At 63.2% G+C, this 20,433-nt stretch carries 18 protein-coding genes; 6 read left to right on the top strand and 12 right to left on the bottom strand.

The genetic code is table 11. From position 1 onward, the window contains the following. Positions 1–4: 4 nt before the first annotated feature. From WBK23_RS15315 to WBK23_RS15280, 8 genes are all read right to left on the bottom strand, one after another. Positions 5–889 (bottom strand): DMT family transporter, encoded by an 885-nt coding sequence (locus WBK23_RS15315; RefSeq protein WP_424484796.1) that lies wholly within the window; start codon positions 887–889, stop codon positions 5–7. 80 nt (positions 890–969) lie between these two features. Further along, positions 970–3,036, bottom strand: coding sequence for an acetate--CoA ligase family protein (locus WBK23_RS15310; RefSeq protein ID WP_424484795.1), 2,067 nt, complete (start codon positions 3,034–3,036; stop codon positions 970–972). Positions 3,037–3,062: 26 nt separating this feature from the next. Continuing rightward, complete coding sequence (locus WBK23_RS15305; RefSeq protein ID WP_424484794.1) at positions 3,063–4,553, bottom strand: aldehyde dehydrogenase; 1,491 nt, start codon at positions 4,551–4,553, stop codon at positions 3,063–3,065. Continuing rightward, entirely contained in the window at positions 4,550–6,007 is a 1,458-nt protein-coding gene (locus WBK23_RS15300) for an aminotransferase (RefSeq protein ID WP_424484793.1), read from the bottom strand. Before WBK23_RS15300 ends, WBK23_RS15305 begins: the two co-directional genes overlap by 4 nt. Beyond that, positions 6,004–6,927, bottom strand: a complete 924-nt coding sequence (locus WBK23_RS15295; RefSeq protein ID WP_424484792.1) for an ABC transporter permease subunit — start codon at positions 6,925–6,927, stop codon at positions 6,004–6,006. The genes WBK23_RS15300 and WBK23_RS15295 overlap by 4 nt, the downstream gene beginning before the upstream one ends. Next, positions 6,924–7,841, bottom strand: a complete 918-nt coding sequence (locus WBK23_RS15290; RefSeq protein ID WP_424484791.1) for an ABC transporter permease subunit — start codon at positions 7,839–7,841, stop codon at positions 6,924–6,926. Before WBK23_RS15290 ends, WBK23_RS15295 begins: the two co-directional genes overlap by 4 nt. Continuing rightward, entirely contained in the window at positions 7,838–8,965 is a 1,128-nt protein-coding gene (locus tag WBK23_RS15285) for an ABC transporter ATP-binding protein (protein WP_424484790.1), read from the bottom strand. Before WBK23_RS15285 ends, WBK23_RS15290 begins: the two co-directional genes overlap by 4 nt. Positions 8,966–9,061: 96 nt before the next feature. Further along, complete coding sequence (locus WBK23_RS15280) at positions 9,062–10,231, bottom strand: acyl-CoA dehydrogenase family protein (protein ID WP_424484789.1); 1,170 nt, start codon at positions 10,229–10,231, stop codon at positions 9,062–9,064. 477 nt (positions 10,232–10,708) lie between these two features. On the opposite strand from WBK23_RS15280, the gene WBK23_RS15275 reads away from it, so the two are divergent. Together WBK23_RS15275 and WBK23_RS15270 are read left to right on the top strand one after the other, a co-directional pair. Next, a complete protein-coding gene (locus tag WBK23_RS15275; protein WP_424484788.1) occupies positions 10,709–11,881 on the top strand; it encodes an aromatic ring-hydroxylating oxygenase subunit alpha in 1,173 nt (390 codons plus the stop codon). 68 nt (positions 11,882–11,949) lie between these two features. Beyond that, complete coding sequence (locus tag WBK23_RS15270; RefSeq protein ID WP_424484787.1) at positions 11,950–13,275, top strand: OprD family porin; 1,326 nt, start codon at positions 11,950–11,952, stop codon at positions 13,273–13,275. Between the two features lie 168 nt (positions 13,276–13,443). On the opposite strand, the gene WBK23_RS15265 is transcribed toward WBK23_RS15270, so the two are convergent. The 3 genes from WBK23_RS15265 to WBK23_RS15255 all read right to left on the bottom strand — a co-directional run bounded on the left by WBK23_RS15265 (position 13,444) and on the right by WBK23_RS15255 (position 16,609). Beyond that, positions 13,444–13,773 (bottom strand): hypothetical protein, encoded by a 330-nt coding sequence (locus tag WBK23_RS15265; RefSeq protein WP_424484901.1) that lies wholly within the window; start codon positions 13,771–13,773, stop codon positions 13,444–13,446. 77 nt (positions 13,774–13,850) lie between these two features. Further along, complete coding sequence (locus WBK23_RS15260; RefSeq protein ID WP_424484786.1) at positions 13,851–14,609, bottom strand: phosphatase PAP2 family protein; 759 nt, start codon at positions 14,607–14,609, stop codon at positions 13,851–13,853. Positions 14,610–14,650: 41 nt separating this feature from the next. Continuing rightward, positions 14,651–16,609 (bottom strand): LTA synthase family protein, encoded by a 1,959-nt coding sequence (locus tag WBK23_RS15255; RefSeq protein ID WP_424484785.1) that lies wholly within the window; start codon positions 16,607–16,609, stop codon positions 14,651–14,653. A 107-nt stretch (positions 16,610–16,716) separates the two neighbouring features. On the opposite strand from WBK23_RS15255, the gene WBK23_RS15250 reads away from it, so the two are divergent. The 4 genes from WBK23_RS15250 to WBK23_RS15235 all read left to right on the top strand — a co-directional run bounded on the left by WBK23_RS15250 (position 16,717) and on the right by WBK23_RS15235 (position 20,134). Beyond that, positions 16,717–17,400, top strand: coding sequence for a response regulator transcription factor (locus tag WBK23_RS15250; RefSeq protein WP_394235506.1), 684 nt, complete (start codon positions 16,717–16,719; stop codon positions 17,398–17,400). Next, positions 17,390–18,661 carry a sensor histidine kinase gene (locus WBK23_RS15245; protein ID WP_424484784.1) on the top strand — a complete coding sequence of 424 codons (1,272 nt, stop codon included), beginning with the start codon at positions 17,390–17,392 and terminating at the stop codon, positions 18,659–18,661. The genes WBK23_RS15250 and WBK23_RS15245 overlap by 11 nt, the downstream gene beginning before the upstream one ends. Positions 18,662–18,743: 82 nt before the next feature. Then, complete coding sequence (locus tag WBK23_RS15240) at positions 18,744–19,427, top strand: class I SAM-dependent methyltransferase (RefSeq protein ID WP_424484783.1); 684 nt, start codon at positions 18,744–18,746, stop codon at positions 19,425–19,427. Positions 19,428–19,429: 2 nt separating this feature from the next. Further along, positions 19,430–20,134: a lipopolysaccharide kinase InaA family protein gene (locus WBK23_RS15235; RefSeq protein WP_424484782.1), complete on the top strand. Its 705-nt coding sequence runs from the start codon at positions 19,430–19,432 to the stop codon at positions 20,132–20,134. A gap of 172 nt (positions 20,135–20,306) precedes the next feature. Here the strand turns inward: WBK23_RS15235 and WBK23_RS15230 are convergent. Then, positions 20,307–20,433, bottom strand: a 127-nt coding sequence (locus WBK23_RS15230) for an OprD family outer membrane porin (RefSeq protein ID WP_424482075.1), incomplete at its 5' end; no start/stop codon positions are given.

Below are 20,433 nucleotides of genomic sequence, written 5' to 3'. Positions count from 1 at the left end.
CCGATTACGGCTCTGTCACCCCTGGCTGTTGGTTGCTGCTTAGCAGTGACAGCGCGGCGGCCGTCAGCACCAGTCCCGCGCCCAGCCACAAATTCCAGCTCGGCCAGGTATCCCAGATCAGATAGCCGAGCAGCAGCGACCACAGCAGCGAGGAAAACGAGATCGGGCTGGCCAGCGCCAGTGGCAGACGGCGGATGGCCATGATGTACAGTAGGTTGGCCGCCGCGCCGAGTACCCCGAGCAGTAGCAACAGCAGCCAATCCACAGCCTGTAGCGGTTGCCACACCCAGGGCAGCAACAAGGCGCAGACCAGCAGCATCAGCAGGTTGTTGCTGGCCATCAGCTCGGCATCGCTGTGGCTGGCCACGTTGCGTCGGTACAGCACCGCGGTGAGCGCCCAGAAAATCGGCGTCAGCAGTCCGGGAACCAGCGCCTGCAAGGCCGGCAGGCTGGCCAGCGGCGGCCCGGCGATCAATACCCCGACAAAGCCCAGGGCGCAGGCGAACCAGGCCAGCGGCGCGGCGCGCTCACCGAGCATGGGCCCGGCCAGCAGGGTGCTGAGCAGCGGGGTCAGGTAATACAGGCTGTACAACTGGGTCAGGTCGAGGCCAATGGCGGCGGTGTAGAAGCAGGCCCAGCCGGCCAGGTTGCACAGGTTCATCGGCAGCAGCCGCCATTGCACCCCGGCATCGCCCAGGCGGGTGAGGGTCGAGCGGCGTCCCAAGCTCAGGCCACAGGCCAGGCCGAACAGACTGCGCATGGCCAGTATCTGCCACACGCTGATGCTCGCCACCAGCCACTTGGCCGCCGCATCGCCGCCGGCATAGACAAAATAGGCCAGCAGCAGGAGCAGGATGCCCTGGCGTTGTTCTGGGGAGATGGCGTGCATGGCGGACCTGCGTGGTTGGGGGAGATGCAGCTGCAGGCCCAGCCCTCTTCAAGGCGCAAGAGGGCAGGGTGACGAGTCTGTTAGGGCTCCTGAACCAGGCGCACCAGTGCATCCACCGCCACTGCGCCATGCTCCAAAGCCAGCAGCGGGTTGACGTCCAGTTCCAGCAGGTGCTCGGCGTTGGCCTCGGCGTAGCGGGCGATGGCTTCCACCGCGTCGACCAGCGCCGCGATATCGGCCTTGGGTCGGCCGCGATAGCCGTCGAGCAGGGCGAAGCTGCGCAGGCCGCGCAGCGCCTGTTCGATCTCCTTGCGCGAGGTCGGCAGCAGCAGGGTGCGCGCGTCCGCCAGCAGCTCGACCAGGATGCCGCCGGCACCCAGGGTCAGGGCCAGGCCGAACTGCGGGTCACGAGTGACGCCGACCAGCAGCTCGGCAACCACGCCAGCCGCCATCTTCTCCACCAGGAACTGCTCGAAGCTGGCCGCCAGCTCGCTGAATGCGCCAGCCAGTTGTTGGGCGTCGCGCAGGTTGAGTTTTACCGCGCCCAGCTCGGTCTTGTGCGCCAGGGTGCTGGACACCGCCTTGAGCACCACTGGGTAGCCGATCAGCTCGGCGGCCTGCAGCGCTTCCTCCAGGCGGCTCACCAGGTGCCCGGTGGGGATCGCCAGACCGTAGGCGGCCAGTTGGCGCTTGGCCGTGTATTCATCGAGCATGCCGGCCTCGCCAGCCCGCAGCGCGGTCGGCGGGTTGAGCGGCTCCACCGTCATCAGCTGGGCGCGCCGCTCACCGATGCGGGCGGCTGCAGCGATGGCCCGCAGCGCCTCGCGCATGCCTTGCATCGGCGCGATGCCGGCGGCTAGCAGGCGGCGTGCGGCGGGACCGTTCATCAACTCGGCCATGCCGCTGACGAAGATCGCCGGCTTGCGGACTCGCTGGTGGGCCTGGATAAAGCCGGTGACCGACTCGTCCCAGCCTTCGATGCTGTCCTGCTGGCTGTCGGGGAAGTCCATCACCAGCAGGCTGAGGTCAGTGTCGGCGGTGGCCATGGCGGTGAAGCAGTCGGTCAGTGCCGGCACGTTGCCCCAGATATAGGTCTGGTAGTCCAGCGGGTTGTGCAGTGGCACCAGCGGCCCGAGCACATTGCCGAGGGCGTCGCGGCTGGCGGGATTTAGTGTCGGATAGATGATCCCGGCGCTCTGGCCCAGGTCGGCCAGCAAGGAGGCGTCGCCGCCCGAGCAGGCCAGCGCGCCGACCCGGCGGCCCGGCAGGGCACCGCACACATGCAGCAGCTTGAGGGTCTCGAGAAAGTCGGCCAGATCCTCCACCCGGGCGATGCCCAGGCGTTTGAACAGCGCGTCATACAGCGCGTCGGGGCCGGCCAGCGAGCTGGTGTGGCTGGCGGTGAGCGCCGCGCCGATGTCCGAAGCCCCGGCCTTCAGGGCGATCACTGGAATGCCGCGCTGCAGCGCCTTGTGTGCGGCACGGGAGAAGGCGGCGACGTCCGACAGGCCTTCGATATGCAAGCCGATGGCGGTGACGCGCGGGTCTTCCAGCAGGGCGTCGATCAGGTGCTCGAAGTCGGTCACCGCCTTGTTGCCCAGGGCCATGATGTAGGCAACCGGCAGGTGGTGCTGCTGCAGCGACAGGTTGAGCGCCAGGTTGCCGCTCTGGGTGATGATCGCCACGCCGCGTTCGACGCGCTGGCCGCCCTGGTGGTCGGGCCACAGGGCGCAGCCATCGAGGTAGTTGAGCAGGCCGTAGCAGTTGGGGCCGACCAGGGCCAGGTCGCCGGCCGCCTCCAGCAACTGGCGCTGCAGCTCGATGCCGTCGCCACCCACTTCGGCGAAGCCGGAGGCGTAGCACACCACGCCGCCGGCACCGCGCGCGGCCAGGCCGGCCACCAGCGGGATGCTTTCTTCACGCGGCACGGCGAGAAAGGCGGCGTCCGGCACGCCGGGCAGGGAGGCCACGTCGGCGTAGCAGGGCAGGCCCTCGATCTCCTCGCGGCGTGGGTTGATCGGCCAGATCTCGCCCTGGAAGCCGATCTTGCGGCACTGGCGAATCACTTCGGCGGCCACGCTGCCGCCGGCCACGGCGATGCTCTTGGGGTGCAGCAGGCGGTTCAGGTTAGCGGTATGTCGGGACATCGGGGTACTCCGGAATCAGGGCGTGCTCAGCGCAGGCGGGCGATGGTGGTTTTCAGCTCGCTGTACTTCTCCAGCGCGTGCAGCGAGTTGTCGCGGCCATTGCCGGACTGCTTGTAGCCGCCGAAGGGGAAGTTCATGTCGCTGAGTTCGTCGTAGCAGTTGATCCACACGGTGCCGGCGCGCAGCTGGCGCGACAGCGCGTGGGCCTGGGCGAAGTCGGCGCTCCACACGGCGGCGGCCAGGCCGAACTCGCTGGCGTTGGCCAGGGCCACGGCGTCCTCTGGTTCGTCGAAGGGGATCAGCGACAGCACCGGGCCGAAGATTTCCTCACGGGCGATGCGCGGGCGCTGGTCGGCGCAGGCAAACAGGGTCGGCTGCAGGTAGTGGCCGCCACTGTCGGTGCGCACCTGCTGACCGCCGCCGAGCAGCTCGGCCTCATGGCGGCCGCTGTCGACGTACTCCAGCATCCGTTGCAGCTGGCCCTGGTCGATGATTGCGCCCATGCGCGTCGCCGGGTCCAGCGGGTCGCCGGGCTGGTACTCGGCCAGCTCGGCGCGTACCAGCTCACTCAGTTCGCCCTGGATGCTGCGCTGCACCAACAGGCGCGAGCCGGCGCTGCAGACCTCGCCCATATTGCTGTAGATGGCGGCGGCCGCGGCCTTGGCCGCGCGCGGCAGGTCCGGGCAGTCGGCGAGGACGATATTCGGCGACTTGCCGCCCAGCTCCAGCCATACCCGCTTCAGGTTGGAGTCGGCGGCAGCGTGCAGAATGCGCCGGCCGGTAGCGCCAGAGCCGGTGAAGGCCAGGCAGTCGACGTCCGGGTGCGCGGCCAGCGCCTGGCCGACCTCGCCGAAGCCCGGCAGCACTTGGAACACCCCGGCCGGCAAACCGGCCTGGCGGCCCAGCTCGGCGACGCGGATGGCCGTCAGCGGCGATTTCTCCGACGGCTTGAGGATCAGGCTGTTGCCGGCGGCCAGGGCCGGGGCGAACTTCCAGGCGGCCATCAGCAGCGGGTAGTTCCACGGCACGATGGCGGCGACCACGCCGATCGGCTCGCGGGTGACCATGCCGAGGAAGTCGCGCTCGCTGGGAATCAGCTCGTCGGGCAGCTTGTCGATGGCTTCGGCGAACCATTGCAGGCAATAGACCACGGCGGGGATATCGCCGCTGCTGGTGTCGCCGATCGGCTTGCCGGCATCCAGGGTTTCCAGCAACGCCAGTTCGTCGTTGTGCGCCTCGATCAGCGCGGCCCAGCGCAGCAACACGGCCTTGCGCTCGCGCGGGGTGGCGTGGGCCCAGGCACCGTCGTTGAAACTGCGCCGCGCGCTGCCGACGGCGCGCTCGACATCCTCGGCCGAGCAGCGGCTCACCTGCTGCAGCAGACGGTTATCCAGGGGGCTGTGGCAGGCGAATTGGGCGTCGTCTGTGGCCTGGCAATAGTCGCCGGCGATAAAGGCGCGGCCTTCGATGCTCAGAGCCGCCGCGCGGGCGGCCCAGGTGTCGCGGGTATCGGTCATGCTGGCATTTCCTGTGGGCAGCGCAGCGTCAGGCCCAGCTCGCGCTCGAGGTCGCGCTGGGTGCGCAGGATGGCTTCGTGAAGGATGTCGAACATCTGGCCAATCTGTGCGTGGTCGATGATCAGCGGCGGGGAGAACACGCACTGGTTGGTCAGCGGTCGCACCATCAGGCCGAGCTCGTGGCAATGCTGGTCGATGCGCAGGCCCAGTTCGGTCTCGAAGGCGTACAGCTCGGCCTCGGGCACGCCGGATTCGACCATCTGCCGCACCGTGCACTCGACCACGCCGACCAGGCCCAGGCCGCGGGTGTCGGCCACCAGCGGGATCTCGCGCAGGGCGTGCAGGCGTTCGAGGAAGTAGGGGCTGACCTCACGCACGTGTTCCAGCAGGTTTTCCCGCTCGATGATCTCGATGCTCTTTAGCGCCGCGGCGCAGCACACTGGATGGCCGGAATAGGTGAAACCGTGGCCGAAGCTGGCCCCCTTGGCGTTGTCTCCGGAGACCTCCTGGAACAGCCGGTCGGACATCAGCAGCGCGCCCAGCGGCAGGTAGCCGGAAGTCAGACCCTTGGCGCAGGTGATCATGTCCGGCTGGACGCCGAACACCGCTTCGGAGGCGAACCAGTGGCCGAGGCGGCCGAAGCCGGTGACCACTTCGTCGGCGATAAACAGCACGTCGTGCTGGCGGCAGATTTCCCAGCAGCGCTTGAGGTAGCCGTCCGGCGGCACGATGACGCCGCCCGAAGCCTGCACCGGCTCGGCGATAAAGGCCGCGACGTTGTCCGCGCCGAGTTCGCGGATCTTGTTCTCCAGGTCCGCCACCCGCGCATCGCAGAAGGCCTCGACGCTCATCCCGGCGGGACGCTTGGACGGATTCACCGCTGGCAGGAAGTGACTGAACGGGCTCTTGATATCGAACCAGTTGTGCTCGCGGTCCTTGCCGGTGACGCTGGCGCACAGGTAGGTGCTGCCGTGGTAGGCCAGCTCGCGCGAGATGATGTGCTTCTTCTGCGGGCGGCCCTTGAGGTTGTTGTAGAAGTGCACGAAGCGCAGCGCGGTATCCACCGCGGTGGAGCCGCCGGTGGTGAAGAACACATGGTTGAGATCGCCCGGTGCCAGCTCGGCGAGCTTGGCGGCCAGGCGCACCGGCGTCGCGCTGGTCAGCGAGAAGGGGTTCATATAGGGCAACTGCAGGGCCTGCGCGGCGATGGCCTCGGCCATCTCCTGGCGGCCGTAGCCAACCTGCATGCACCACATGCCACCGGGACCGTCGATCAGGCGCTGGCCCAGTTCGTCGTAGACATAGATGCCGTCAGCGCGCTGCACCTGGGTGCGGTTGGCCTGGCCGGCAGCGGCCAGGTATTCCCAGGGGTGGAACCAGCTGTGGTTATCGGCATGGCGCAGCTGCTCGATGCTGTCGAGGCCGTTGTCCAGGCTGTTTGCATAGGTGCTCATGCCGGCTCCTTGCGCACTGGCGCGGCAGCGCTGAGCGCCGGACTGGCGCTAGGGCGCACGACCGTTTGGCTAGCAGTGGGGGCGTCGCCGCGCAGGGCCTGACGGATTTCCTCTTCACGGCGGCGTTCGCGCTTGAGCATGTAGTGGTTGTTGACCAGCACCAGCACGGTTACCACGGTGATAAACAGGGTGCCGAGGGCGTTGATCTCGGGGTTCAGCCCCAACCGTACGCGCGACAGCACCACCAGCGGCAGCGGGGTGGCACCCGGGCCGGAGAGGAAGGCCGACATGATCACGTCGTCCAGCGAGATGGTGAAGGCCAGCAACCAACTGGCCAGCAGCGCCTGGGAGATCTGCGGCAGGGTGATGTCGAAGAACACCCGCAGCGGCGTGGCACCGAGGTTCTGTGCGGCCTCCGCCAGCGATTGGTCCATGCTCACCAGGCGCGACTGAATGGTGATGGCGACATAGGACAGGCAGACCATGATGTGGCCGATCCAGATGGTCAGCATGCCGCGCCCGCTGGGCCAGCCGATCAGCTGCTGCATGCTGAGGAACAGCAGCAGCATGGACAGCCCGGCGATCACCTCGGGCAGCACCATCGGCGCGCTGACCATCGCGGTGAATAGGGTCGAGCCCTTGAAGCGGCGATAGCGCGCCAGCACAAAGCCGATCCAGGTGCCGACGAACACCGCGGCGAATGCGGTGGCCACCGCCAGCTTGAAGCTCAGCCAGGCGGCGTCGAGCAGTTCCTGGTCGCGGAACAGCTCGCCGTACCACTTGAGCGAGAAGCCGGTCCACAGGGTGACCATCTTCGATTCGTTAAACGAGTAGAAGATCACGCTGAGCAACGGCACGTAGAGGAACAGCAGCACCAGACCGAGGAAGGTCTTACCGAGAAGCTTGCCGGGACGTTTCATGGGCGTTGCAACTCCTTGTTCTGGATGGTCTGGAACCAGGCCATGGGCAGCAGCAGGAGCAGCACCATGACGCAGGTGGCGGCGGCGGCCACCGGCCAGTCGGTGTTGTTGAAGAAGTCGTCCCACATCACCCGGCCGATCATCATCGAGTCGGAGCTGCCGAGGATTTCCGGGATCACGTATTCGCCGACGGTGGGGATAAACACCAGCAAGGAGCCGGCGACTATGCCGCGCATCGACAGCGGCAGGGTGATGGTCAGGAAGCTCTGCCAGGCCTTGGCACCCAGGTCATGGGCGGCCTCCAGCAGGCGTGTGTCCATCTTCACCAGGTGCGCGTAGAGCGGCAGGATCAGGTAGGGCAGGTAGGAATAGGCCAGGCCGATATGCAGGCCGATGTCGTTGCGGTACAGCCGCAGCGGCGAGTCGATCAGGCCGAGCCACAACAGCAGCTGGTTGATCAGCCCCTGGTCCTTGAGCAGGCCGATCCAGGCATACACGCGGATCAGATAGCTGGTCCACAGCGGCAGGATGATCGCCATTAGCAGCACATTGCGATGCCGTGGGTCGGCGCGGGCGATCAGGTAGGCCGTGGGGTAGCCGATCAGCAGGCAGATCAGGGTGTTGATCGCCGCCACCTTGAGCGAGCTCAGGTAGGAGGTTAGGTACAGGTTATCGGTGAAGATGGTCCGGTAGTGCTCGAAGTTGAGCCGGATATTCAGCGCGTAGTCTTCCACCGAACTCAGGTCGCTGTAGGGCGGAATCGAGAACTGCTGATCGGCCAGGCTGATCTTCAGCACCGCGATAAAGGGCACCAGGAAGAACAGGATAAGAAAGGCAAAGGGAATGCCGATGACCAGGCTCCGGCCCGACGGAAGCCAACTGTGTAGACGGAGGGCGAGGGCTGGGCTGCTCATGGGCTGACCATCACCAGGCTGTCCGGCTGCCAGGCCAGGTACAGGCGGTCGCCGTAGGTCGGGCGTTGCTCCAGGGCGTGCAGGGCGTGGTGCGAGACATGCACGCCGAGCAGGCGGCCGCTGTCCAGGCGCACATAGAACAGGGTGTAGCTGCCCATATAGGCGATCTGCTCCAGGCGGCCGTCGCAGTGGTTGCTGGTCTGGGCGAAGGGGCGGCTGGAAATGGCGATGCGCTCGGGGCGCAGCGACAGGTTGACCGGCATGCCGGGGTAGCCGTTGAGCGGGCTGCACAGCTCCAACGCCGCCGGCATCTCCGCGCAGTCGAGCGACAGATAGTCCTCGCGCAACTCGCCGGCGAGCATGTTGGTGGAGCCGATAAAGCCGGCGCAGAAGCTCGAACGGGGGAATTCGTAGACCTCTTCCGGCGAGCCGAGCTGGACGATATGGCCGGCGTCCATCACCGCCAGGCGGTCGGCCATGGTCATGGCTTCTTCCTGGTCGTGGGTGACCATCACGCAGGTCACGCCGACCTTGTAGAGGATGCTGCCCAGCTCGAACTGGGTCTGCTGGCGGATCTTCTTGTCCAGCGCCGACATCGGTTCGTCGAGCAGCAGCAACTTGGGCCGCTTGATCAGGGTGCGGGCCAGGGCCACGCGCTGCTGCTGGCCGCCGGACAGCTGGTGCGGCTTGCGCTTGGCGTAGTCCTGCATCTGTACCAGCTGCAGGGCATCGCTGACGCGGTCGCGGATCTCGGCCTTGGCCACGCCTTCGCGCTTGAGGCCATAGGCGACGTTGTCTTCCACGGTCATATGCGGGAACAGGGCGTAGGACTGGAACATCATGTTCACCGGGCGGCGGTGCGGCGGCAGGTCGGTGATGTCCTCGCCGTCGAGAATGATGCGCCCGGAGGTCGGCGTTTCCAGGCCGGCCATCATCCGCAGCAGGGTGGATTTACCGCAGCCGGAGCTACCGAGCAGGGCGAACATCTCGTTCTGCGCCACCGACAGGTTGAGGCTCTTGACCACGGTATTGCCTTCGTAATCCTTGACCACGTCGACCACCTGGAGGAAGTCGGCTCGGCCGATATCGCTAGGCGATTTCTGCACGCTGGTTGTGTTGTTCATCTTGGCGTTCTGCTTTATTCAGGCTGGCGGAATGGCCTGCAGCGATAACGCCGCAGGCCGCCAGGCAGGGCACGGACCCTGCCGTTGCGACAGGGCTTAGCCGATCAGGCGCTCGGCGCCGCGCTTGTACAGGCTGCGGGCGATGATCAGGCGCTGGATTTCGCTGGTGCCTTCCCAGATACGGTCGACCCGCACCTCGCGGTAGAAGCGCTGGGCGGCGTTGCTGCGCATATAGCCGCGGCCACCGAATATCTGCACCACGCGGTCGGCCACGCGGTTGACCATCTCCGAGGCGACCAGCTTGGCCATCGAGCAGTGGGCGTGGATCACCGACAGGTCTTCGCCGCGGTCCTGCATCTTGGCCGCCTCGTAGGTCATCAGGCGCGCGCCCCAGATATCGGTAACGCAGTCGGCGAGCATGGCCTGGATCATCTGGTGCTCGCTGATCGGCTGGCCGCCGACCACGCGCTGCTGGGCGAACTCGCTGGCCATTTCCAGCATGCGTTGGGCCGCGCCGAGGGAGCGCGCGGCGATCATCAGGCGTTCGCGGCGGAACCAGCTCTTGGTGTAACCCATGCCGGCGCCCTCGGCACCGATGCGGTTGCGTGCCGGCACCCGTACGTCGCTGAAGGTGTAGGTGGGGTGGTGCGAGGCGAAGTTATGGCCGAACAGCGGGTTGTCGATGATTTCGATGCCCGGGCTGTCGATATCGACGAAGAACAGTGCGTCTTCCTGGCCACCTTCTGCAGTCGGGATGACCGCCTGGACGAACATAAACTGCGCCTTGTTGGCGCTGGTGACGAACCACTTCTCGCCATTGATCAGGTAGTCGTCACCATCGCGCACGGCGGTGGTGGCGATAAAGGTGTCGGAGCCGGCCTCGCGCTCGGTGATGGCGTAGCACTCGCTCTTCTCGCCGGTCCAGATCGGCTTGATATAGGCCTCGATTTGCGCGGCGTCGCAGGCCTCGTACATCCACGAATGGGCCTCGGAGATGCACCAGCTGAGCGCGTTGGTGACTCGCCCGAGCTGCTCCCAGACGATCACCTGATCGAGCATCGGCAGCTGCAGGCCACCCTGCTCGCGCGGCACATCCAGGCGGCTGAAGCCCAGTTCGATGCCCATGGCGCGGTGCTTGGCGTGCAGCTCCTTGGGCAGTAGGCCGTCGTTGAACTCGGCGGTTTCTTCGTGAGGAATCAGCACTTCGGCGAATTCACGGGCCTTGCGTTGCCACTCCAGGGTTTCGGCGGAAAGGGCATAAGACATATTGCGGGTCTCCTGTCTTGTTGTAGTTGTCAGGCTTTATTGAACGCTAATACAACAAGATTGACCGGTCAACAGCTGGATGGCGTGGTTGCTGGACTTTGGTTAACGACTTCTTGTTTTATCTATATGAAAAATAAGTAATTTTTCTATATTGAAAATATGTTTGGTTTTTCATATGGCGATGAAAGGTGCGTTGAGAAGGGCGCTTGTGGTGCTTTCTGTCGGTATCGGTGGACGGGGCTGTTGAGGCGTACGGCTCTGGATTGCTGGCCTCTTCGGCTAGCCGCTTGGCATGTTTTCTGCCAATGACCGCTCGGTCGATAGCGCTTGACGCTTACTGAATGATCGGTTTATGTTTTATTGAACGATCATATAGCAGTGATTGATAGGCCGGTCTGTCATGCCTTTGCCGGGCGAACGGCATCGAGCAGCCCGCAGGCGGGTCCCCATGCAGTCGATAACAACAAGGAAACAGCCATGTACGAGCGCAGCGCCTCCCATCCAGTCGCGGACGACAGCGACAACCACACCCTGCCGAGCTGGATCTACAACGATGCGCGCTTCTTCGAGCTGGAGAAGGAGGAGCTCTTTTCGCGCAGCTGGCACATCGCCTGCCACGTCAGCGAGATCGCCAACCCAGGCGACTACATCACCCTGACCTTCCTCGGCGAGCGCATTGCCGTGGCGCGTACCCAGGAGGGCGTGATCACCGCCTTCCACAACACCTGCCGGCACCGCGCGCACCAGGTCATCACCGGTGAGCGCGGCACCTGCAAGCGCGTGCACGTGTGTCCCTACCACGGCTGGACCTACGGCCAGGACGGCGCCATCCGTGGCATTCCCGGTGGCAGCGAGGCGGATGTCAAACAGGTCGGCCACGGCCTGCTGCCGGTCGACCACGAGGTCTACCTGGGCTTCGTCTGGATTCGCCTGAAGGCCGAGGGGCCATCGGTGGCCGAGCGCCTGGCACCGTTCGCCGAACTGCTGGCGGCCTATCGCATCGACGAGATGGTGAGCAACGACGACCTGTGCGTCGAAGACCACCCGATCGACTGGAAGAACATGATGGACAACTACCTGGAGGGCTACCACGTCGCCGTGGGCCACCCGGGGCTGAACCAGATGTTCGAGAGCGCCTACGACGTCACCGCCAATGTCGAGCTTGGCACCAGCTTCGCCACCCATCGCCTCAAGGAATACCCGGCCGGCGGCCCGGACGAGTTCGCCTACCTGAGTATTCGCTCCCCTGGCGACCACCTACCGGGCGACCACGGTCGGCGCTGGAGCTACCTGTCGATCTTCCCCAACGTGAACATCGGCCTGCAGCCGGACAGCATCGACTATTTCATCTTCTACCCGCAGGGCCCGGGCAAGGCGACCTTCCGCACCGCCAGCTTCTCGCTGCCCAACGCCAGCCCCGAGGTGCAGGCCGCGCGGGTTGCCGCCGGGCGCGTGTGGGCCGAGGTACAGGAAGAGGACAACCAGCTCACCGCCTCGGTGCAGCAGGGCCTGCAAGGCTCGGTCTACCAGTTCGGCTACCTGTCGCCGCGCGAGACCGGCGTGCGCGCCTTCCGCGACTGGATTCGCCAGCGCCTGCCGATTGCCCGCGAAGAGGCGCGGCCGTCGCAGCACTTGGTGCGTATCGGCTGATTCACCCAGCGCCCTCCTCAATACCGGGGAGGGCTTTCGCGTCTTACAACAACAAGAAGGAAACGCGTATGCCCGTAAGTAAGTGGAGCACCCTGGCCCTGGCGATTGCCGCCTGTGCCGCACAGCTGGCGCAGGCCAGCCAGCAGTCCGAGGCCGAAGGCTTTATCGAGGATGCAGGCCTGACCCTGACCAATCGCAACGTCTATATGAACAGCGATTTTCGCGACAGCGGCCCTGACGAGCAGAGCTACCAGGAGGAATGGGCCCATGGCGTACTGACCGACTTCAGCTCGGGCTTTACCCAGGGCACGGTCGGCTTCGGCGTGGATGCTTTTGGCTACTTCGGGCTCAAGCTCGACAGCGGTCGTGGCCGCACCGGCACCGGCCTGCTGCCGGTGGGCAGCGACGGCCGCGCCGAGGACGAATACGGCGAGGCTGGCGGTGCCATCAAGCTGCGCCTGTCCAGCAGCGTGCTGAAGTACGGTGAGATGCAGGTGGAGACCCCGGTGTTCGATACCGGCCACCTGCGCCTGCTGCCGGAAACTGCCACCGGCGTGCTGCTGACCAGCAGCGAGATCGAGGGCCTGGATCTAACTGCCGGCCACTTCACCGCCTTCAACAACCGCGACTCGACCAACAGCGGCGACGAGTTCTACGGCTACGGCGGCGACACCTCGGCTGGCGGGATCGACTTCGCCGGCGGCTACTACAGCTTCAGTGACAACTTCAGCGCCGGCTTGTTCGCCTCCGAGCTGCAGGACACCTGGCGGCAGTACTACGGCAACCTCAACTACACGTTGCCGATAAGCGATGAGCAAAGCCTCGGCTTCGACCTCAACCTCTACCGCAGCAACGAGCAGGGCGACGCCCTGGCCGGGGAGATCGACAACACCACCTACAGCCTGGCGCTGGCCTACAACCTGGGCATCCACACCCTGACCCTGGCGCACCAGCGGGTCAACGGCGACACGCCGTTCGACTATGTCGGCGGCGACTCCATCTACCTGGCCAACTCGGTGCAGTACTCTGACTTCAACGGTGCCAACGAGCGCTCCTGGCAGCTGCGCTACGACCTCGACCTGAGCGGCTGGGTACCGGGCCTGAGCTTTATGACTCGCTACGTCACGGGCGACGATGTCGACGGCACCGATGCCGAGATCGGTGGTGCCTACTACGCCTTCGATGAGGACGCCGCCGACTTCGTGCCGCTGCAAGGTGCGAACGGCAAGCACTGGGAGCGTGATATCGAGGTCAACTACGTGGTCCAGGAAGGGCCAGCCAAGGACCTCAGCATCGCCGTGCGCCAGGCCACCCACCGTGCCAACAGCGACCAGGGCGAGGGCGACCTGAACGAAGTGCGAGTGATCCTCGAATACCCGCTGGAGTTGCTGTAAGGCGCGCTGGGCGTACCTGAGTACGCCTTAGCTTTGTAGGCGTTAACGCTCGCTTTTGGTCGATAGCAGCCAGTCACGAGGCTCGCTTTCGGCCAGAAGCAGTCGCTCGTAACGGGCCAATTTCGACCCAAAGCTGTCAGTGATTCCAATACAACGTCGCACCCTGTTTCAGCTGCCACGCATCGCTTTAGCCATCGCTTGATCAACATGATCCCGCCAGTCGCGGTCGCGTCTATCGTTGTCTCGCAGTTCTAGTTCAATGGCACTTTCCAGGCCCTCTTTGCATTGGCGGAAGCCGTCGTCCCAACCTTGTGCGTATTGGGGGTGTTGCAGATAGCGCGGCACATCCTTGCGAAAGCTTTCGAGCGCTCCCGCAGCTTGTCTGCCGCTGCTGCAACCCTCCTCGAAGCCGTCAATAAAGGGGGCTGGATAACCCTCAGCCATCATCTGCTCGCGGGTACTTTGGCAGCCACCTAACAAGATTGCGACGAGGCCCATGGCAATCAGCGCTGGCCAGGCAGACAAGCTCTTACCTGGCTTGGCTGAGTAGTCGAACGGCATGCTTGTAGTACCGTTCATGCTGCATCTTCGCGCAAGCGATGCACTGCCTGCGGCACTTGTTTGACATCGCAGGACGGTGCTGGTCGGTACAGCAACCAGCGATAACAAAGCGTGCAGATCAGCCAGTCGAACAGCAAGGTCCACAGGTTGTGTGAGAGGAAATGCGCGCCCTGCATCATGCGCCCTATGGAAAACAGCGTGCCCAGTCCCAAGGCGACAGCCAGCGCGATGCGTGCGGTTCGCGGGCGTCTATCACGTAGCGCAAAAAATAACGCGATCAGTGAAAAACCGGCCGATGCATGGCCGCCAGGCCAGCAGCGACCAGGGTTGTCGGTTGCTGCGCGCTCACCGAGCAGCGAGCTGAAGACCTCTGTACCACCGAATTCGCTCAGGCTCCATGGACATTGCATGGCGGTGAGCTTTTTCAGCGGTGTAACGATGCTGGTCGATACGGCTAACGAGAGCACCAAATAGCACAGCGGACGACGCCAAGTCCGCCATTTGACGGTGAACAGGCTTAGCAAAAAGCCGACGATGGCCAGTACGCCCAGAACAATCACCGCTTGTTTGGCGCGGTCATGCAGGATGTCTTCCAGCCAGAAATTATGCCGCCCGATGAATCCCAAGCCAGGTTTATAGAACAGATGCTCCAGTGCGAAGTCCAGGCCACTTGGATCAAGCAAGAGGAGCAGCGCCATCAGCGCCAGGGGAATCCCCAGGCCAAGACGGAAATCAAAGTAGCGGGTGATGCGGGGTGTCGGTGCTTCAGCCATGACTGAACTCCAGTAAAGAGAATGCCTATGCAGTGCCGGGGTTAGCGTTTGCTGAGTTGTTCTTCAGGCATGGCAGTGGGACGCCAGGCAATCAAACGTTTCTGGAAGGCATGGCTGGCCCCCTGGTAATAGGCGATATCACGGCGCAGTAAGCTGTCGCTGACGGAGCTTGAAGACTCATGGCTTCGTCCGAGTGCGTCGTCGTGCCGGCGCATGCCGCGACGTGGACTGAGAATGGCCAGGTTGGCCCCATCGAACAGGCCTAAGTGCTGATAATTGCCAACCAGCGCGCGCCCAGGTGCGCGGTCTTCGCGCAGCACGTTGCGGCCAAAGAAGGTTGAGCTGTAGTCGACATTCAGCAGACCCAACAAGGTCGGCGCCAGGTCGATCTGGCTGGCTACCTCGCTGAACTCACGCGGCTCGATCAGCGCCGGCGCGTAGATAAACAACGGGATGTGGTAGTTGGCCACGGGCAGGTCTTCATGACCGGCGCTGCCCGCTGTGTGATCCGCCACGAAGACGAATACGGTTTGGTTGAACCAGGGCTTCTCTCGGGCCTGCTGGAGGAACTGGCCAATCGCATAGTCGGTGTACTTCACTGCGCCTTCGCGACCCTCACCGGACGGGATGTCGATGCGCCCCTGCGGGTAGGTGTACGGCCGGTGATTGGAGGTGGTCATCAGTTGCAGGAAGAAGGGTTTGCCTTGGGCATGGTCAGCGTCGGCGACCTTGATGGTTTGCTGGTAGATGTCTTCATCGGACATGCCCCAGGCGTTCTTAAACACCATGTCGCTTTCGGCCACGCTGCTCTGATCGACGATGCGGTAGCCATTACCACCGAAGAAGGCATTCATGTTGTCGAAGTAACCGCGCCCGCCGTAGATGAATACGCTGTCATAGCCGAGGGCATTGAACTGCTGGCCAAGGCTGCCATAGCCAGACTCACGGCCGATGCGTTTGACGATGGAGCGCCCCGGCGTCGGTGGTATGGATAAGGTAATCGCCTCCAGGCCGCGGTCGGTACGTGTACCGGTGGCGTAGAAGTTACTGAAGCTCAGGCAGTTCTTGCGCAGCTCATCCAGGCTGGGGGTTAAACCTCGCGTATCACCGAAGCTGCCGAGGTATTTGGCACTCAGGCTTTCGATGGTCACCAACACCACATTCAGGGGCTGTGGCTGACCTGGGTTGTCGATCAGCCGGCGAATGTCCTGAGGGTCGCTACCAATAAAGCGGGCATTGGGCTCGCTCACTTCATCGCGCAGCAGGCTGGCCACCGCTTGCTCGGGCAAGGTTGTGTAGAACTGCTGGTAGTCCAGTTCGTTATTGCGGAAGGCGGCGAAGAACTGAAAGGGGCCGTTGCTGGCCAGCTCCCGCTGGTAGGTGTTGCCGCCCAGGCCGCGCGGCGTGTCCTGACCAATCGACAGGCCGCTCAGGCCCGTCAGAAAAAACAGTATCGCCAGGCTTGTAAACGCGTGAACTCGGGACAAAAGAGGCGCGTTAAATGCAGCCTCCAGAGACTTATGCAGTGCAACGCTGGTGCCTGTGGCGATAACCGCGAGCAGCGCAATCAGGGGGTAAATCGGGTAGGACTCCAAAATGTTGTTGATCACCTCTTCCGAGTAGACCAGGTAATCCACGGCGATAAAGTTGAAGCGCACGCCGAACTCATCCCAGAACAGCCATTCGGCCACAGCAGTAAACAACATCGCGAACAGGCTGATGCCCACCAGCCCAATGAGCAGCCGTTGGTGCCAGCGCCGACGCCATAAACTGGCCGGGCACACGAGCAGATACAGCGCCAGTGGCAAAATGGCGTACAGCAGAAAACCCAGATCGTAGACCAGACCAATGCCATAAACGCCGGCCAGCTGCAGCAGGCTTACGTTGGCATCAGCCAGGTGGCTGGCCAGCAATAAGCAGCGGGTCAGGAAGAATACCGCTAGCCATGACAGCACGATGATGGACAGGTAGCGAAGTTGAGCGTAATGGAGCTGAGGCATCGTATGATCCTTGTTGGATGAACGTGCCGCAGTCTGTTGTGGGGGCTGTGAGCCGCGCGTCAACGCGATGTGAAAAAAGTGTCAAAACCAGAGAAAGAGATAACCCTGTGCGCATCCTAGTCATCGAAGATAACCGCGACATCCTCGCCAACGTGCTCGACTATCTGCAGCTCAAGGGCTTCAGCGTCGATTGTGCGCAGGATGGTCTGACCGGTCTTCATCTGGCCAGCACTGGGCATTACGACCTGATCGTGCTGGACATCATGCTGCCTGGCATCGATGGCTATCAGGTGTGCAAGCGCCTGCGCGAAGACGGCCGTAATGAGGTGCCGATCCTGATGCTCACCGCCCGCGATGCCCTGGATGATCGCCTGCAAGGCTTGCAGGCAGGGGCCGACGATTACCTGATCAAGCCGTTTGCGCTGTCTGAACTGGTGGCGCGGATCGAAGCGATCCTGCGCCGCAGCCAGGGCAGCCGGAAACGCCAGCTGAAAGTCGCCGACCTGAGCTATGACCTCGACACCCTGCATGTCAGCCGCGCAGGCCAGCCGCTCAAACTCAACCCGCTGGGCCTCAAGCTGCTGGCGGTGCTGATGCAGAAAAGCCCGGCCGTGGTGCGCCGTGAAGCCTTGGAGGAAGCGCTGTGGGGCGACGACTGCCCAGACAGCGACAGCCTACGCAGCCATATTCACCAGCTACGCCAAGTACTCGACAAGCCCTTCGCATACCCGTTGCTGCACACCCTACATGGCGTCGGCTACCGACTGGCGGAGCAGACCGATGGTGTCTAAGCAGCCCTTTGCGCGGCGCATTCTGATTGCCTTCGTGCTGATGACCACGCTGGTCAGCGGTCTGTTCTCGTTGAGCATCGTGGCGGTGGTGCATTTCATCGAAGAGAACCTGGTTTCCGAGGAACTGGGCCGTGAGTTGAGTAAAGTGCTGGAGGAGGACATCCAGCAAGGTCGGCCACCCAGGCTCGATTCCATGACCCGGTTCTTTAGCTCGGAACAGCCGCAGTACGCGATTCCCAAACTGTTTTCCGGGTTACCAGAAGGCTTTACCGAAGTAGTTGACGGTAAGAACGCGTTCTATGTTTACAGCCGCAAAAACAATGATCAGACCTATCTGCTGGCACAGGAACAGCATGAGTTCGAGGCGCACGAACAGGCACTGTTCGATGTGGTGCTGGCGGGCTTTCTGCTCACCGTAGTGGGTGCCTGGGGACTGGGACTGATCATGGCCAGAAAGGTCATGGCCCCGGTCAGCCGCCTGGCGCAGCAGGTACGCCATCGCGACCAGTTGCATCCTCTGGCTCCACCACAGGCTCCCGAATACCCCGACGATGAAGTGGGCCAACTGGCTGCAGCCTTCGACAGCACCCTGGGCCAAGTTCGCCAGTCACTGGAGCGCGAGCGCTTATTTACCAGTGATGTCAGCCATGAATTGCGCACCCCGCTGATGGTTATTGCAACGTCGTGCGAGCTGTTGGCCGAAGGCAATTTACAGCCACGCGAGCGCGAGCAGATTGAGCGCATCGGCCGCGCCAGTGAGGAAATGCGCGACTTGGTGCAGACGTTCCTGCAACTGGCGCGGGATAAAGCCAACGAGAGCGCCTTGGTTGGCAGCAGTAGCCTGGCGCAAGTGGCCGCCGAACAAACCAGCCGCTGGGAGCCACTGCTCCACGAGAAGGGCCTGGACTTCCAGCGCAGCCAGGAAGGGCCTGATCATGGTCTTTACAACCCGGTACTGCTCAATACGGTGATGGCCAATTTGCTGCGCAATGCGCTGCATTACACCGAGCGTGGTTTTGTCCGCCTGGTGCTTGTCACGGATGGGTTTCGCGTAGAAGACAGCGGCATGGGCATTGCGCCAGAGCAGCATGAGCAGATCTTTCAGCCCTTCGTGCGTGGCTCAGAAGCGCGCGGCGAAGGCTTGGGGCTGGGCCTCTCGCTGGTGAAGCGGATCTGCAGCAAACAGGGCTGGACGATCTCGGTGCACAACCTGGCCGATGGCGGTAGCTGTTTCACCGTGGCATTCAATAGCGGCAAATAACGAATTTTTCACATCCTTTTGACAGAGCCTTGATGCACGGCTCTCTAGTGTGGCGAGCGTACCTATCTACGGACGCCTCGCCATGCCTAGCCCCATTGAACTCGAGTTCTCACGCAAGTACGACCGCGCACACGCTTACGAATACCTGCACAAGCACCAGGACGGCCTGTCCCGACGCCTCTCGCATTGGCGCGATGAGCAGATGGCCCGTCATGCGCTGAAACTGGCTGGCGATCCTGGCCTGGTGCTGGATCTACCGTGTGGAGCCGGGCGCTTCTGGCCGCTGTTGGCTGAAAACCCCAATCGATTGATCTTTGCAGCAGACAACTCTGCCGACATGCTCGACATCGCCGAAGCCTCACAGCCAATGGAGGTGCTGATGCAGGTCGAAACCTTCCGCACTTCGGCGTTCGCCATCGATCTGACTGCCAATGCCGTCGACTGCATCTTCTGCATCCGCCTGCTGCACCACATCGAACAACCCGAACACCGCCTGGCGATCCTGCGCGAATTCCACCGTGTCAGTCGCGACACGGTGATTCTCTCGCTCTGGGTCGACGGCAACTACAAGGCCTGGAAACGCAAACGTCTTGAGCAACGCCGCGCGGCCGAGGGACGCGCCGAGCAGAACCAGAATCGCTTTGTCGTCGCTCGCGACGTCATCGAAAACGAATTCCGCCAAGCTGGGTTCAAGATCATCGGCCAACAGGATTTTCTGCCGGGCTACGCCATGTGGCGCACTTACGTGTTGCGTAAGGAGGACTAGAAATGGTCGCGCTTACCAGTGGTGCATCTGCACAGCCCTACATCACGCATTTTGATCGCTGGTGGAACAGCGCAGGGGCTTGGGTCGAACCGGTCAATCAGCGCCGTGGTGGGGAGAGCGGTGTGCAGCTACTAACCCGCAGCGATGCCAGTCAGCTGCCTTTGTATTGCAAGCGACAAGTCGGGCATCTCTATCGTTCTATCCGCTACCCTTTCGGTCGTCCCACCGTGCTACGTGAGTGCGATGCATATCGGACACTCGCGCGTTTGGGCATCAAGACGCCAAACATCGTCTACTGCGCCACTCGCCGACAAGACCAGCAGTGGCAGTCCCTTCTGGTGACCGAGTCACTGCACGGCTTTGTGAGCCTCACTCAATGGTACGAGGAGAGTGATTCCCCGGTGCTCAATCAGCGCGTGCTGCGGCAGGTAGCCGTCACACTGGCACGCATGCACCAGGCCGGCTTTCAACATGGTTGCTGCTACCCCAAGCACATCTTTGTGAAGCTTCAGTCGGGTATCGCGAGCAAAGCAGGCATAGAGATTGCCTTACTCGACTTAGAGAAAAGTCGGCATCGATTGCGCGCCAAGGATGCCTCCAGACACGACCTGCGGCAGTTAATGCGTCACCGGGGAGCGATTCCAGAGGCTGATGTACTGTTTGTTAACCAAGTCCACCAGAAAATGCTGTCAGGATCTATGGAGTAAGTAGCCTCTGGTCCATAGAACATCGTGGGGCGGATTTTGGCCGGTTTCTGACTGTCGCCACCGGTTGCTTTGGGTCAAAAGCAGCCGCCTGAGCATCCCAGTGCCGTGCCGCGCGGTATGCCTGTGCATGGGTTAGAACCGGCCTGTGCTCAGGCCGGTTGCCATCCAGGCGTTACAGCAGTGGCAGGCTGTAGCTGAGGATCAGGCGGTTTTCGTCCTGGTCCGCCGCTGTGGTGTTGCTGCGGAAGGCAGCGTTACGCCAGGAGACGCCCAGGCCCTTGAACGCGCCGCTCGGCAGG

Source organism: Pseudomonas sp. (assembly GCF_049653025.1).
GTDB lineage: Bacteria > Pseudomonadota > Gammaproteobacteria > Pseudomonadales > Pseudomonadaceae > Aquipseudomonas.
Note: the sequence above shows the minus strand (reverse complement) of the source record. Positions and strands in the feature narration are given on the sequence as shown.